The 15,250-nt window shown below is 66.2% G+C and carries 9 protein-coding genes and 2 pseudogenes; 10 read left to right on the forward strand and 1 reads right to left on the reverse strand.

All coding sequences use genetic code 11. From position 1 onward, the window contains the following. Positions 1 to 19: 19 nt before the first annotated feature. The 5 genes and pseudogenes from ORI27_RS14370 to ORI27_RS14385 all read left to right on the forward strand — a co-directional run bounded on the left by ORI27_RS14370 (position 20) and on the right by ORI27_RS14385 (position 5,995). Positions 20 to 268, forward strand: a complete 249-nt coding sequence (locus ORI27_RS14370; protein WP_265997551.1) for a hypothetical protein — start codon at positions 20 to 22, stop codon at positions 266 to 268. Positions 269 to 570: 302 nt separating this feature from the next. Beyond that, positions 571 to 2,055 (forward strand): wax ester/triacylglycerol synthase family O-acyltransferase, encoded by a 1,485-nt coding sequence (locus ORI27_RS14375; protein WP_265997552.1) that lies wholly within the window; start codon positions 571 to 573, stop codon positions 2,053 to 2,055. A 44-nt stretch (positions 2,056 to 2,099) separates the two neighbouring features. Next, positions 2,100 to 3,314: pseudogene (locus tag ORI27_RS14380) on the forward strand (HAD-IB family hydrolase/lysophospholipid acyltransferase family protein); the annotation flags it as partial. Between the two features lie 189 nt (positions 3,315 to 3,503). Then, positions 3,504 to 3,659: pseudogene (locus ORI27_RS33145) on the forward strand (hypothetical protein); the annotation flags it as partial. After that, complete coding sequence (locus tag ORI27_RS14385; RefSeq protein ID WP_265997554.1) at positions 3,659 to 5,995, forward strand: glycerol-3-phosphate 1-O-acyltransferase; 2,337 nt, start codon at positions 3,659 to 3,661, stop codon at positions 5,993 to 5,995. The pseudogene ORI27_RS33145 and the gene ORI27_RS14385, both read left to right, overlap by 1 nt. 29 nt (positions 5,996 to 6,024) lie before the next feature. On the opposite strand, the gene ORI27_RS14390 is transcribed toward ORI27_RS14385, so the two are convergent. Beyond that, positions 6,025 to 6,522, reverse strand: coding sequence for a hypothetical protein (locus ORI27_RS14390; RefSeq protein ID WP_265997555.1), 498 nt, complete (start codon positions 6,520 to 6,522; stop codon positions 6,025 to 6,027). 554 nt (positions 6,523 to 7,076) lie between these two features. On the opposite strand from ORI27_RS14390, the gene ORI27_RS14395 reads away from it, so the two are divergent. The 5 genes from ORI27_RS14395 (at position 7,077) to ORI27_RS14415 (ending at position 15,248) form a co-directional block, all read left to right on the forward strand. Further along, a complete protein-coding gene (locus ORI27_RS14395; protein ID WP_265997556.1) occupies positions 7,077 to 7,538 on the forward strand; it encodes a single-stranded DNA-binding protein in 462 nt (153 codons plus the stop codon). A gap of 114 nt (positions 7,539 to 7,652) precedes the next feature. After that, entirely contained in the window at positions 7,653 to 9,326 is a 1,674-nt protein-coding gene (ettA, locus tag ORI27_RS14400) for an energy-dependent translational throttle protein EttA (protein ID WP_265997557.1), read from the forward strand. Positions 9,327 to 9,377: 51 nt separating this feature from the next. Further along, positions 9,378 to 14,210, forward strand: coding sequence for an NAD-glutamate dehydrogenase (locus ORI27_RS14405; RefSeq protein ID WP_265997558.1), 4,833 nt, complete (start codon positions 9,378 to 9,380; stop codon positions 14,208 to 14,210). Beyond that, positions 14,203 to 14,616, forward strand: a complete 414-nt coding sequence (locus ORI27_RS14410) for an acyl-CoA thioesterase (protein WP_265997597.1) — start codon at positions 14,203 to 14,205, stop codon at positions 14,614 to 14,616. Before ORI27_RS14405 ends, ORI27_RS14410 begins: the two co-directional genes overlap by 8 nt. Beyond that, positions 14,613 to 15,248, forward strand: coding sequence for a hypothetical protein (locus ORI27_RS14415; protein WP_265997559.1), 636 nt, complete (start codon positions 14,613 to 14,615; stop codon positions 15,246 to 15,248). Before ORI27_RS14410 ends, ORI27_RS14415 begins: the two co-directional genes overlap by 4 nt. Positions 15,249 to 15,250: the final 2 nt, after the last annotated feature.

Consider the following 15,250-nt stretch of genomic DNA (forward strand, 5'->3'; position numbering starts at 1 on the left):
GGGCCTGGTGGATGATCTGATGACCAGATTGCGTCGCGTGCTGAACTACAAGGTCAGCGTCGAGGCGCTGATCGAGGTGGCGATGTGGCTCGCGATCCCGCATCTGATCATCGGGCTCACCTGGGCCTTCTTCCATGTCGAGGCGGTGCAGCAGCTACAGGACCAGCTCGACCGGATATTGCCGGCCGCCGCCGAGGTGGGCGCCTACGTGCTGGCCGCCCTGCTGTGGCCGGTGCTGTTGCTGCTCCCGCCGTTGTGCATCGCGTGATCGGAGCCAGGTTCGTCGCTGCCCGCCGGCGCCAGCGTGCGGCAGCACTGTCGTAGGCGCGCGAGATGTCCGCCGTGATCCGCCCTTTCGCGATCCTCGATCAACCATGGGCTAACCATGGCCGTCGATCGGCTGACGTTCGGTGCCGACTGCATGCCAAGACGTCCCACAATCGATACCCGCCATCCCCGTGCGCCGACTAGCGTGGTTGGGGCCGCCTAGCGAAGCGAAGCGTGCCAGGCCATCAGCGTTGACGGCTCCGCGAAACAGGAGGGTGTGCCGGTGTCGATGAGGAGGGATCGATGAGCGGGACCGTCGATGAGAACGGCATGTCATCCGAACTCGGTGCCCTGGACATGCTGCTGCATCGCGGCGAGGCCAATCCGCGGACCCGGTCGGGCATCATGGCTCTGGAAATCCTCGACACCACCCCGGATTGGAACCGGTTCAGAACAGGCTTTGAGAACGCGTCCCGCAAAGTCCTTCGCCTGCGTCAGCGCGTCGTCGTGCCGACCCTGCCGACGGCGGCCCCGCGTTGGGTGGTCGACCCCGATTTCAACCTCGACTTCCACGTCCGCCGCGTGCGGGTACCCGAGCCGGGCACCCTGCGCGAGGTGCTCGACCTGGCCGAGGTGAGCCTGCAGTCGCCGCTGGACATCTCGAGACCGTTGTGGACGGCCACCCTGGTTGAAGGCCTGGCAGGGGGCAGGGCCGCGACCCTGCTGCACCTGAGCCATGCGGTGACCGACGGCGTCGGCGCCACCGCGATGTTCGCCGAGATCTACGACCTGGAACGCGAACCGCCGCCCAGGCCCGCCCCGCCGATGCCGGTGCCGCAAGACCTCACACCCAACGACCTGATGCGCGAAGGCTTCAACCAGCTGCCCGGTGCCATCCTCGGCGGGCTGTTCGGCGCCGTGTCCGGTGGGCTGTCGGTCGTCGGGCGCGTGGTGCGTAACCCGGGAACGGCCGTGTGGGACGCTGTCGACTACGCCCGCTCCGGGCGCCGGGTGGTGGGACGCGCCGCCGAACCATCGCCGCTACTTCGTCGCCGGAGCCTGTCGTCGCGCAGCGAAGCGATCGAGATGCGCCTGGCGGACCTGCGTTCGGCGGCGCACGCCGCCGGCGGGTCGATCAACGACGCCTACCTGGCCGGGCTGTGCGGGGCGTTGCGTCGCTACCACGAGGCGCTCGGCGTTCCGGTCAACAGCCTCCCGATGGCGGTGCCGGTGAGCCTGCGCGCCGAGGCGGACCCGGCTGGCGGCAACCGCTTCGCCGGGGTGAACCTCGCCGCCCCGATCGCCGTCGCCGACCCGGGCGTGCGGATCCAGAAGATTCGTAAGCAGATGACCTCGCGGCGCGAGGAGGCGGCCATCGATCTGATGGGCGCCGTCGCGCCGGTGCTCGGCCTGCTGCCCGACGCCGTACTCGAGGCGATGACCGGTTCGGTCATCGCCTCCGACGTGCAGGCCAGCAATGTGCCGGTGTACGCCGGAGATACCTACATCGCTGGAGCAAAAGTGCTGCGGCAGTATGGAATCGGCCCGCTGCCCGGTGTGGCGATGATGGTCGTTCTGGTCTCCCGCGGTGGTTTCGCGACGATCACCGCGCGCTACGACCGCGCATCGATCACCGACGAGGACCTGTTCGCGCGGTGCCTGCGCGAAGGTTTCGACGAAGTGCTGGCGCTGGCCGGTGATCCGCCGCCGCGGGTGGTGCCCTCGTCGTTCCCCGACCCCGTAGACGACTCCACTCAAGTTTCCCCGAACGGATCGGTGGCCTTCTGATGCGCGACAAGGACATGCGTCTGCCCGGCTCGGTCGCCGAGGTGATGGCCAGCGCGGAGGGGCCGAAGATCGGGGCGTTCTTCGACCTGGACGGCACCCTGGTCGCCGGGTTCACCGCCGTCATCCTCACCAGGGAGCGTTTCCGCAGCCGCGATATGGGCGTCGGGGAGCTGATCACGATGATCGCCGCCGGGCTCAACCATCAGCTCGGCCGACTGGAGTTCGAGGAGCTGATCACCAAGGCATCGCAGGCGCTGCGGGGCCGCGCGATGAGCGATCTGCATGAGATCGGTGAGCGGATGTTCGTGCAGAAGATCGAGAAGCGGATCTATCCGGAGATGCGCGAACTGGTGCATGCGCATCTGGAGCGCGGGCACACCGTGGTGCTCAGCTCGTCGGCGCTGACCATTCAGGTCGATCCGGTGGCGCGCTTCCTCGGTATCGAAAACACCCTGACCAACCGCTTCGAGGTCGACGATAACGATGTGCTGACCGGCGACATCATCCGGCCCATCCTGTGGGGGCCCGGCAAGGCCAACGCCGTGCAGAAGTTCGCCGCCGACAACGACATTGACCTCAAGCAGTCCTACTTCTACGCCGACGGCGACGAGGACGTCGCCCTGATGTATCTGGTCGGCAACCCGCGCCCGACCAACCCCGAGGGCAAGATGGCCGCGGTGGCGCGCCGACGCGGCTGGCCGATCTTGCAGTTCCACAGCCGCGGCAGCGGCGGGCTGATGGGTCAGGTCCGCACGCTGCTCGGCGTCGGAGCGCTGGTGCCCGCCGCGACCGGCGCGATCTGGTGGGGCGCGTTGACCCGCAGCCGCCGGCGTGGGGTGAACTTCTTCACCACCGCGTTCCCGAATCTGCTGCTGGCGGTAAATGGCGTGCGGCTCAATGTCCTCGGCGAAGAGAATCTCAAGAAGCAGCGACCGGCGGTATTCATCTTCAACCACCGCAACAATGCGGACCCCGTCATCGTGGCATCGCTGTTGCGGGACAACTGGACCGGGGTCGGCAAGAAGGAACTGAAGGACGACCTGGTCGTCGGGACGCTGGGCAAGCTGGTCGACACAGTCTTCATCGACCGAGACGACCCCAAGGCTGCTGTCGAAACCATGCACGAGGTCGAGGATCTGGTGGCCAAGGGTCTGTCGATCATGATCGCACCCGAAGGCACCCGGCTGGACACCCGAACCGTCGGCCCGTTCAAGAAGGGGCCGTTCCGGCTGGCCATGGCTGCCGGTGTACCCCTGGTGCCGATCGTGATCCGCAACGCCGAGGTGATCGCCTCCCGCGATTCCTCCACCATGAATCCCGGCGAGGTGGATATCGTTGTCTACCCGCCTCTTTCGGTAGCCGAGTGGACATTGGACACTCTTTCGGAGCGGATCGAGGAAGTGCGCCAGCTGTATCTGGACACTCTCAAGGACTGGCCGAAGGACAAATTGCCGGTGCCGGATATATACAAGAAGGCGGCGGCCAAGAAGGCGCTCGCCAAGAAGGCGCCCGCGAAGAAGGCGGCGGCCAAAAAGGCTCCCGCGAAGAAAGCGGCCGCCAAGAAGGCTCCGGCCAAGAAGTCCACGCCGGCCAAGGGTCGCAAATGACCCACGCCGACCACCTCACCGACTTCAGCACCACCAACGATGCGTTGGTGTTGGCCTCGGTGTCCTCGAAGGCGGAGTTCGAACTCCTCAATGACTGGCTGCACGCCCAGCGGCGGGCGCACCCTGACACCAAGGTCGAGGTGCTGCGCCTGCCCGAAGGCGACCCGCCGCCGGGAGTGGTGGCCCAGCTCGTCGAGGAGCTCGGCGTTGGGGAGGATCGGCTGGTCGTCCCGGTCCGGGTGTTCTGGGTCCCCGGCGGATTGCCGACCCGGGTCAAGATCGTCGGCCTGCTGTCCGGTCGGGACACCTACCGTCCGCCGGAACTTGTGCAGCGCAACATCCTTCGCAAGGATCCGTCCCGCGCACGGATCGTCGCCGGCGAGCCCGCCAAGGTCTCCGAACTGCGTCAGCAGTGGCAGGAGAACACCGTCGGCGACAGCCCCCGTGACTTTGCACGCTTCGTGCTGCGGCGCGCGGCGTTGGCCGTCGAGCGGATGGAATTGCGGCTCCTCGGACCGGAATACAAGTCGCCGCGACTGATCACCGACGAGCTGATGGCGTCCTCGCGGTTCATGGAGGGCTTGGAGAAGATTCCCGGGGCCACCCCGGCCAAGGCCGAGGAGATGCTCAACGAGCTGGCCACCGGATGGAGCCGGTTCTCGGTCGATTTGATCCCGAACCTCGGGCGAGCCATCTTCAGCCGGGGCTTCGATCCTCGAATCGACTACGACGCCATGGAGATCGAGTCCATGCGGCGCGGGCTGGAAGACCATCCGGCGGTGCTGTTGTGGTCGCACCGGTCCTATCTCGACGGCGTCATCGTGCCGGTGGCGATGCAGGAGAACAAGCTGCCGCCAGCGCACACGTTCGCCGGCATCAACCTGTCCTTCGGGTTCATGGGGCCGCTGATGCGCCGCTCGGGTGTCATCTTCCTGCGCCGCAAGCTCGACGATCCGCTGTACAAGTTCGTGCTGCGCCAATTCGTCGGCTTCATCGTGCAGAAGCGCTTCAACCTCAGCTGGTCGATCGAGGGTACCCGGTCGCGAACCGGAAAGATGTTGCCGCCCAAGCTCGGTCTGTTGGCCTATGTCGCCGACGCGTATCTGGACGGTCGCAGCGAGGACATCCTGCTGCAGCCGGTGTCGATCAGCTTCGACCAGTTGCATGAGACCACCGAGTACGCGGCCTACGCTCGGGGTGGGGAGAAGACCCCGGAGAGCGTCGAGTGGTTGTTCAACTTCATCAAGGCCCAGGGGGAGCGCAACTACGGCAAGATCTACGTCCGCTTCCCCGAAGCGGTGTCGATGCGGCAATACCTCGGTGAGCCGGCCGGCCCGATCGCTTCGGATCCGGCCGCGAAGCGGCTGGCCATGCAGAAGATGGCGTTCGAGGTGGCCTGGCGGATCCTGCGGGTGACGCCGATCAACGCGACCGCCCTGTTGTCGGCGTTGCTGCTGACCACCCGTGGCCGGGCGCTGACGTTGAACCAGCTGCACCACACGCTGCAGGATTCGCTGGATTACCTCGAGCGCAAGCAGAATCCGGTGACCAACAGCGCCCTGCGGCTGCGCACCCCGGAGGGGGTGCGGGCCGCGGTCGACGCGCTGTCCAACGGTCATCCGGTGACCCGGGTGGACGGCGGCCACGAACCGGTGTGGCGCATCGCTCCGGAGCACGAACATGAAGCGGCCTTCTACCGCAACACCCTTATCCACGCGTTCCTGGAAACCGCGATCGCCGAACTGGCGCTGGCCCACGCCGGGCGGGCCCCCGACGGTGACCGGGTGGCGGTGTTCTGGGACCAGGCGATGCGGCTGCGCGATCTGTTGAAGTTCGACTTCTACTTCGCCGATTCCGCCGCATTCCGCGAACACCTCGCCGAAGAGATGTCGTGGCAAGAGGATTGGGAGATCCAAGTGGCCGCCGGCGGCGACGCCGTGGACAACCTGTTGCGAGGCAAGCAGCCGCTGATGTCGCACGCCATGCTGCGGCCGTTCTTCGAGGCCTACGAGATCGTCGCCGACGTGCTCTGCGGCGCGCCGACCGACATCGAGGAGAAGGAACTGACCAAGCGGGCGTTGGGCGTGGGCGCCCAGTACGCCGCGCAGGGGCGCATCCGCAGCAACGAGTCGGTGTCGGCACTGCTGTTCGCGACCGCCCGGCAGGTGGCTGTCGACCAACACCTCCTGGAAGCCGCCCCCGACCTTGCGCAGCGGCGACGGGCGTTCCTGCACGAGCTGCGCAGCATCCTGGCTGACATGGACCGCATCAGCGCGCTGTCCACCGAGCAGTTCTACGCGCGTGAACTGAGACTGCGTGCGCAGGCCGGCTGATCGCGGCAACGGCCACTGGCAGGCGTGACTCAGACCGGATTTCCGTAGCGGCGGGGTTCGGTAGCAGATAGCGGCTGCTGCGGTTTTGGGGCAGACACCGGAAATGACGATTGCCGGTACGGTTCGGGAATATCGCCGTTGGTATTGCTGATTGGCCGACTGTGAGAGATGAGGTCTTTGAAGACATTCGGATTGATAACGCCGTGCCGCCAGTACGCTTTGTCCCAGCCGAACCCTTGTTGCGTTGCCGCGTCGTAGTAGCCGCGACGCATGACTACGTGATTGCCGTCGAGGTCGGTCGCCTCCGCGATGACGTCGTTGATCGGATACGACGGGGACGGCGGTGGGGCTTCCTTGAAGTCGACTGCGTGAATCCCCCCGCTCTCGGGGGGCTCGTTGAATCGGTGATTCGTCAATTCTGCTGACGTAGTTGTGATCTTGGATGCCAGCTCTTTGTCAGCGGTACTGAGGGCGAGGGCGCGACTGGCGATGATTTCAGCGTGTGCGCGAGCTGCAGCTGCGCGCACCGCGCTGTGGCTGCTCGGTACAGGTGCTCGTTATCCCAGCTGAGGATCTGAGACAAGCTCGGCGCAGCACCAAACGCGGACATATCTAAGCCTGCACCGTTCCGATCAAGCGGGCAAATCGATCTGCCGATTCGGCCCCCGTCGTCTCAAACCGGGTCGCCGACGTTGCGATCTTGTCGCCTGTTGTCTGCACTCGAGCCGCCAATAGAGCTGCCAGTGCGCGCTCAGCGTGGCGTACGTCGCACCCACCGCCTCAGAAGTGGCCTGACCCGGAGGTCCCAACACTGAAGTCGGCACTTGGTCGGCTAACCGAGCCGAGGTGGCAGCGCACTGATCAGCGACGGCCCGCAAGGCTTCGTCGCAAACCTGAAGACGTCCCACGCGCCAAGCCTAGATGCGGCCGCCCGGACCAACCAGTCACCCAGGCCGGCGCCTATTCACAGATCCCAATTCACACACAACCCCAGACACTCGAGCCTCCGGCATCATCCGGTTGTCGGGGCGTGACGGCTCACTGGACTCGCATAACCCAAGCGAATCGAGAGGACCAAGCCATGTTCGAGACCCATCTGACTGTCGTCGGCCGCATCGTCACCGACCTTCGTCGCCGCGTCGTCGGCGACCAGGAACTGATCAGCTTCCGGGTGGCCAGCAATTCCCGGCGCCGCACCGGTGACGGCACCTGGGAGCCGGGCAACTCGTTGTTCATCACCGTCAATTGCTGGGGCAAGCTGGTCACCGGTGTCGGCGCCGGTCTCTACAAGGGAGCTCCGGTCATCGTCGTCGGCGACGTGTTCACCAGCGAGTACGAAGACAAGGAGGGGATACGGCGGTCGTCACTGGAGATGCGGGCCACCGCGGTCGGCCCCGATCTGTCCCGGGCGATCGTCCGGTTCGAGCAGCCCCAGCCCAAGCCGGCTGAACCCGCTGCTGACCAGCCGAGCGCCGAGGAACACCTGGACACAGACGACACCGACGACGCCGAGGCGGCGACGGGCCTGCCCCTGTCGGCGTGATCACCGGCGGCGGCCGCGTTGGCCTGGCCAGCGCGGCCGCAAGGCTCCGATGTCGCGACGCCTAGGATGGTCGGCGAGCAATTCACGACCAAAACGGAAGGCAACACCGCGGCAATGGCGGAATACATCTACACCATGCGGAAGGTCCGCAAAGCGCACGGCGACAAGGTCATCCTCGACGACGTCACGCTGGCCTTCCTGCCCGGAGCCAAGATCGGCGTCGTCGGCCCCAACGGCGCCGGTAAATCGAGCGTGCTCAAGATCATGGCCGGTATCGACCAGGCCAACAACGGCGACGCCCTGCTGGCGCCCGGCGCCACCGTCGGCATCCTCATGCAGGAGCCGCAACTCGACGAGACCAAGACGGTCCGGGAGAACGTCGAAGAAGGCGTTGCGATCAAGGCCAAGCTCAACCGGTACAACGAGGTCGCCGAGCTGATGGCCACCGACTACACCGATGAGTTGATGGAGGAGATGGGCAAGCTCCAGGAGGAGCTGGACGCCGCCGACGCCTGGGATATCGACTCCCAGCTGGAGCAGGCCATGGACGCCCTGCGCTGCCCGCCCGCCGACGAGCCGGTGACCCACCTCTCCGGCGGTGAGAAGCGCCGCGTGGCACTGTGCAAGCTGCTGCTATCCAAGCCGGACCTGCTGCTGCTCGACGAGCCGACCAACCACCTCGACGCCGAGAGCGTGCTGTGGCTCGAACAGCACCTCGCCGACTACAAGGGCGCCATCCTGGCCGTCACCCACGACCGTTACTTCCTGGACAACGTCGCCGAATGGATCCTGGAGCTCGACCGCGGCCGCGCCTACCCCTACGAGGGCAACTACTCGACCTACCTGGAGAAGAAGGCCGAGCGCCTGGAGGTTCAGGGCAAAAAGGACCAGAAGCTGCAGAAGCGCCTCAAGGAGGAGCTTGCCTGGGTGCGCTCCGGAGCCAAGGCCAGGCAGGCCAAGAACAAGGCGCGCCTCGGCCGGTACGAGGAGATGGTCGCCGAGGCCGAGAAAACCCGGAAGCTCGACTTCGAGGAGATCCAGATCCCGGCGCCGCCGCGACTGGGCAACGTCGTCGTCGAGGTCGAACACCTCGACAAGGGCTTCGAGGGTCGCACCCTGATCAAGGATCTGTCGTTCACGTTGCCCCGCAACGGCATCGTCGGCGTCATCGGTCCCAACGGTGTCGGTAAGACCACCCTGTTCAAGACGATCGTCGGGCTCGAGCAGGCCGACAGCGGCAGCGTGCGCGTCGGCGACACCGTGAAGCTCAGCTACGTCGACCAGAGCCGCGCCGGGATCGACCCGAAAAAGACGGTGTGGCAGGTGGTTTCGGATGGACTCGACTTCATCGAGGTCGGCCAGAACGAGATCCCGTCGCGGGCTTACGTGTCCGCGTTCGGATTCAAGGGGCCCGATCAGCAGAAGCCGGCCGGGGTGCTCTCCGGTGGTGAACGCAACCGGCTCAACTTGGCACTCACGCTCAAAGAAGGCGGCAACCTGATCCTGCTCGACGAGCCCACCAACGACCTGGACGTCGAAACGCTGTCCTCGTTGGAGAACGCGCTGGAGAATTTCCCCGGCTGCGCGGTGGTGATCAGCCACGACCGCTGGTTCCTCGACCGCACCTGCACGCACATCCTGGCGTGGGAGGGTGATGACGACAACGAGGCCAAGTGGTTCTGGTTTGAAGGAAATTTTGGGGCTTACGAGGAAAACAAGATCGAGAGATTGGGAGCCGACGCGGCTCGTCCGCACAGGGTCACCCACCGCAGGCTCACACGCGACTAATGTGGCGCTGCGGGCCAGCGTCGGTTCGCATGCTGATCAGGAGCGGCAGGTATGACGGTTGACCCCAGAACTACCAGCCTCGGTCTGCCGGCCGAGACGATGGGCGAGGCCTACCTCGCCACCTATCGGGGTCCACACGGTGGGGCTCCCGACGCCGATGCCGCGGATACCGGTCCGCTGGTGGCGGCGGCCGCCGAGCGGGTGGTCCCGCCGGGCCTGATCGCCGCACATGAGCGGCTGGCACACACTCGCTCGATCGCGCAGACCTTGGTCGCGGTCTATCCCGCCGACGACCCGGGCGGCTTCGGGCCTGCCTTGCAGATCGTCACCGACCAGGCCGCCTTGCTGGTGGACTCGGTGACGGTGCTGCTGCACCGGCTCGGCGTCGCCTACACCGCCTTGATGAACCCGGTGTTCCGGGTTCGGCGGGACGCGACGGGCGAACTGCTCGACTTGCGGCCGCCGACCGCGCCCGGCGCGGACCAGGACGGCATCGACGAGTGCTGGATCCACGTGCAGCTCTCACCGTCGGTCAATCGCAAGGCATTGGCCGAGGCGGAGCGGATGCTGCCGATGGTGGTGGCCGACGCCCGGCAGGTGGCCGAGGATTCCGAAGCGCTGAGCTCCGTGCTGCGCGATCTGGCGCGCGATGTCGACAGCGATTCGGGAACGCGGTTCGCCGGCCCCGATCGCGGGGATGTCGCCGACCTCCTGCGCTGGCTGTCCGAGGGCAACTTCATCCTGCTGGGCTGCCAGGACTGCACGGTCAGCGACGGGGTGGCCACCGTCATCGTCGCCAGCCGCCTGGGCGTGGCACGATTGCGCACCGAGGTGCTACCCGAGCTCACCGGCGAAGGCGACCTGCTGGTTCTGGCGCAGGCCACGATGCCCAGCTTCCTGCGTTACGGCGCCTACCCCTACGTTGTGGCGATCCGCGAGCACACCCCTCATGGAGACATCGAGCACCGATTTGTCGGGCTGTTCACGCTGGCCGCCATGGGCGCCAACGTTCTCGACATCCCGCTGATCTCCCGGCGGGTCCGCGAGGTGCTGGCGCTGTCGCACAACGACCCCAGCCACCCCGGCCAACTCATGCTCGACATCATCCAGACCATCCCACGCTCCGAGCTGTTCGCGCTGACCGCCGAGCAGCTGCACCCCATGGTGACCGCGGTGGTCGATCTGGGCTCGCGGCGCCACGCGCTGCTGTTCCTGCGTGCCGGGCGGCTGGGCCACTTCGTGTCCTGCCTGGTGTACCTGCCGCGAGACCGGTACACCACCGCGGTGCGGCTGGCCATGCAGGACATCCTGGTGCGCGAGTTCGGCGGACTGAGCATCGACTACACCGCGAGGGTGAGTGAATCACCTTGGGCGGTAGTTCATTTCACTGTCCGGTTGCCTGACAGTGCCACGCACCAGTCGATCGACGCGAGCGAGGAGAACCGCGTCCGCGTCCAGGGCCTGCTGACCGAGGCGCTGCGCACCTGGGGTGATCGGCTGATCGGTTTCGCGCGGGCCGGAAAGATCGACCTGGCGATCGCCGAACACTACGCCGAGGCGTTGCCCGAGGAGTTCAAGCAGGCTGTCACCGCCACCGAGGCGATCACCGACATCGGCCTGATCGAAGCGCTGCAGGCGGATTCGGTCAAGCTGCAGTTCGAAAAGGGTGACGAGAGCGCCGATGCCTTTCTCACCTGGTATCTCGGCGGGTCGACCGCGTCGCTGAGCCACCTGCTCCCGATGCTGCAATGCATGGGCGTCCTGGTGCTCGAAGAGCGCCCGTTCACCGTCGTGCGCCCCGACGGGCTGAAGGTCTGGATCTACCAGTTCAAGATCCGGCCCCACGCATCGATGCCCGACGCCGCCACCCAGGAGGAGTGGGACGCCACCGCGCAACGGTTCGCCGATGCGGTCACCGCGATCTGGCAGGGACGTGCCGAGATCGACCGGTTCAACGAACTCGTCCTGCGGGCCAACCTGACTTGGCAGCAGGTGGCAGTGTTGCGTGCCTACGCAAAATACCTGCGGCAGGCGGCCTTCCCCTACAGCCAGACCCACATCGAGTCGGTGCTCAACGAGAATCCCCGAACCACGCGATCCCTGGTCACCCTGTTCGAGGCGATGTTCGATCCGGACTCTGCCGGCAAGGGCCTGGACGCCCCCGCGGCGGCGGATGCCGTGACCGCCGACATCGACGCGTTGGTCAGCCTGGACACCGACCGGGTCCTGCGGGCCTTCGCTTCGCTGATCCAGGCCACGCTGCGCACCAATTACTTCGTCACCAGCCCGGACTCGGCGCACGCCAACAATGTGTTGTCGCTCAAGCTGAACCCCCAACTCCTCGACGAATTGCCGCTACCGCGGCCGAAATTCGAGATCTTCGTCTACTCCCCGCGGGTGGAAGGTGTGCACCTGCGGTTCGGTCACGTCGCCCGTGGCGGGTTGCGCTGGTCGGACCGCAGGGAGGACTTCCGCACCGAGATCCTGGGCCTGGTCAAGGCGCAGGCGGTCAAGAACGCCGTCATCGTGCCGGTGGGAGCCAAGGGCGGCTTCGTCGTCAAGAAACCGCCCGCGCCGCTCGGCGACGCAGCAGCCGACCGGGATGCGCTACGCCACGAGGGAATCGCGTGCTACCGGCTGTTCATCGCCGGGCTGCTCGACATCACCGATAACGTCGACCGGGCCACCGGCCAGGTCATCACCCCGACCGGTGTGGTGCGCCGCGACGGCGACGACGCTTACCTCGTCGTCGCCGCCGACAAGGGCACCGCCACCTTCTCCGACATCGCCAACGACGTCGCCGACTCGTACGGGTTCTGGCTGAGCGATGCGTTCGCCTCGGGCGGGTCGGTGGGGTACGACCACAAGGCCATGGGCATCACCGCCAAGGGTGCCTGGGAGGCCGTCAAACGCCACTTCCGTGAAATGGGGGTCGACACCCAGAGCGAGGACTTCACCGTCGTCGGAGTCGGCGACATGAGCGGCGACGTCTTCGGCAACGGCATGCTGCTGTCACACCACATCCGGCTCATCGCGGCCTTCGACCACCGGCACATCTTCATCGACCCCAACCCCGACGCACAGCGTTCCTGGGCGGAACGGCGCCGGCTGTTCGACCTGCCGCGCTCGAGCTGGGAAGACTACGACGCCGCACTGATCAGTGCGGGCGGCGGCGTCTTCAGCCGCCAGCAGAAGTCGATTCCGATCAGCCCGCAGATGCGCACCGCACTCGGTCTTCAGGGCACCGCGGAGGAAATGACGCCGCCGGCCCTGATGAAGGCGATCATGCAAGCCCCCGTGGACCTGTGGTTCAACGGCGGGATCGGCACCTACATCAAGGCCGAGTCGGAGTCGGACGCCGAAGTCGGTGACCGCGCCAATGACATCGTGCGGGTGAACGGAAACCAGGTGCGGGCCAAGGTGATCGGCGAGGGCGGCAACCTCGGTGTGACATCGCTGGGGCGGGTCGAATTCGACCTGTGCGGTGGGCGGATCAACACCGACGCCATGGACAACTCCGCGGGTGTCGATTGCTCCGACCACGAGGTCAACATCAAGATCCTGGTCGACTCGCTGGTCACGGCGGGCAAGGTCAGTGTCGATGAGCGCACCGACCTGCTGGCCTCGATGACCGACGAGGTATCGCGGCTGGTGCTGACCGATAACATCGATCAGAACGACCTGATGGGCACCAGCCGGGCCAATGCCGCGGCGATGCTCAACGTGCACGCCCGCCAGATCGCCGAGCTCGAGGAGCGGCGCGGGCTCAACAGGGAGCTCGAGGCGCTGCCCCCCAACAAAGAGATCCGTCGCCGTCAGGAACTTGGAATCGGGCTCAGCTCACCGGAATTGGCGACCTTGATGGCGCACGTCAAGCTTGCCCTCAAGGACGAGATACTGGCCAGCGACCTGCCCGATCAGGAGGTGTTCGCTTCCCGGCTGCCGCAGTATTTCCCGAGCCAGCTGCGGGACAACTTCACCGCCGAGATCCGCACCCACCAGCTGCGTCGCGAGATCGTCACCACGATGCTGGTCAATACCGTGGTCGACGTCGGTGGCATCACGTTCGCCTACCGCGTCACCGAGGACACCGGGGTGGGGTACGTCGACGCGGTGCGCACATTCGTGGCCGCCGATGCCATCTTCGGAATCTCCCAGGTGTGGCAGCGCATTCTCGATGCGTCCCGCAACAACGAGATACCGGTCAATGTCTCGGATCGGATGACACTGGATCTGCGCCGCCTGCTCGACCGGGCCGCGCGGTGGCTGCTGAACTACCGCCCGCAGCCGCTGGCGGTGGGCGCCGAAATCAACCGGTTCGCCGCGAAAGTGGCCGACCTGACACCGCGGATGCCGCAGTGGCTGCGCGGCGACGACAAGGCCATCGTCAACAAGGAGGCCGGCGATTTCGAAGCGCACGGCGCCGCGAGCAATCTGGCCTACGCGGTGGCCAGTGGCCTGTACCAGTACAGCCTGCTCGACGTGATCGACACCGCCGACATCCTCGAACGCGAGCCCGCCGAGGTCGCTGACACCTATTTCGCGCTGATGGATCACCTCGGCACCGACGGGCTGCTCACCGCGGTGTCCGGCCTTCCTCGCGACGACCGCTGGCATGCGCTGGCCCGGCTGGCGATTCGCGACGACATCTATGGATCCCTGCGTGCGTTGAGTTTCGACGTGTTGGCGGTCGGCGAGCCGGAGGAGACGGGGGAGGAGAAAATCGCGGAGTGGGAGCACACCAACGGATCGCGGGTGGAGCGGGCGCGCCGCACGCTGGCCGAGATCTACGCCGACGATGAACGCGATCTGGCCACACTGTCGGTGGCCGCGCGCCAGATCCGCAGCATGACCAGGACCAATGGGACAGGATCAAGTGGGTAAGGGCTTCACCACCGGCGTGCATGTGCGCTGGTCGGATATCGACATGTACCAGCACATCAACCACGCCACGATGGTGACGATCCTGGAGGAAGCCCGGGTGGACTTCCTGGCCGAGCCCTTCGCCGACGACATCGCCACCATCGGCTTGCTGATTCACGAAGTGCAGGTGCTTTACAAAGGTCAACTGCGGCTTGCTGATTCACCCCTGCAGGTGACGATGTGGACCAAGCGACTGCGTGCGGTCGACTTCACTCTCGGTTACGAGGTGCGTTCGCTGACCGCCGAGCCGGACTCGCGGCCATCGGTGATCGCCGAGACACAGCTAGCCGCGGTGCACATCGAAGAGCAACGGCTGGTTCGCCTTTCGCCCAAGCACCGGGAGTACCTGCAGCGCTGGCAGCGATGACCCTCGTCATCCCCGACGCCGTCGGACGCAGCGACCTGACCGTATTCGTCGAACACGCGCTTCGTCTCGACGAGGCGGCGGTGATCCGGTTGCGCGCCCGGCCCGACGGGTTGGTGACCGCCTGGGTGGTCACCGGGTTGGACGTGCTCGCCGGGCGCGCTGTCGCCGCTCAGCTCAGCCCCGGTGATTTGTCGTGCGGAGCAGACGAATTGGCGCGAGGATTGCGTGCCGCCGACGTATCGGGCCATGTCGACTTCGGCTATCCGATGGACTCCGCGTGGCGGGGTGTGCTTCCGCCGGACACCGGCTTCGTCCATCTCGACGACGTACCGGCGGCTGTGCTCGTCGATCTGGCCGAGCGCGGTGCCGGCCTGGCCAGAGAACACGGCAGTGCACACGGGCCACCGGCCTCACTGCTGGACCAGGACGTGCTGCAGGTGAGTTCGGGCGATGCCACCGTCGGCGTTCCGATGCGCTGTGTGTTCGCCCTGACCGCCATGGGATTCGTGCCGGAAGCGGTGGGCGAGGACGAGATCGTGCGGGTGCGGTTGTCGCCGACGTGGTTGCGCATCGACGCGCGGTTCGGCTCGGTGTATCGCCGGCGCGGAGACCCCGCGGTGGTGCTGCGGTAGTG

The sequence above is a fragment of the Mycobacterium pinniadriaticum genome (assembly GCF_026242045.1).
Lineage (GTDB): Bacteria > Actinomycetota > Actinomycetes > Mycobacteriales > Mycobacteriaceae > Mycobacterium > Mycobacterium pinniadriaticum.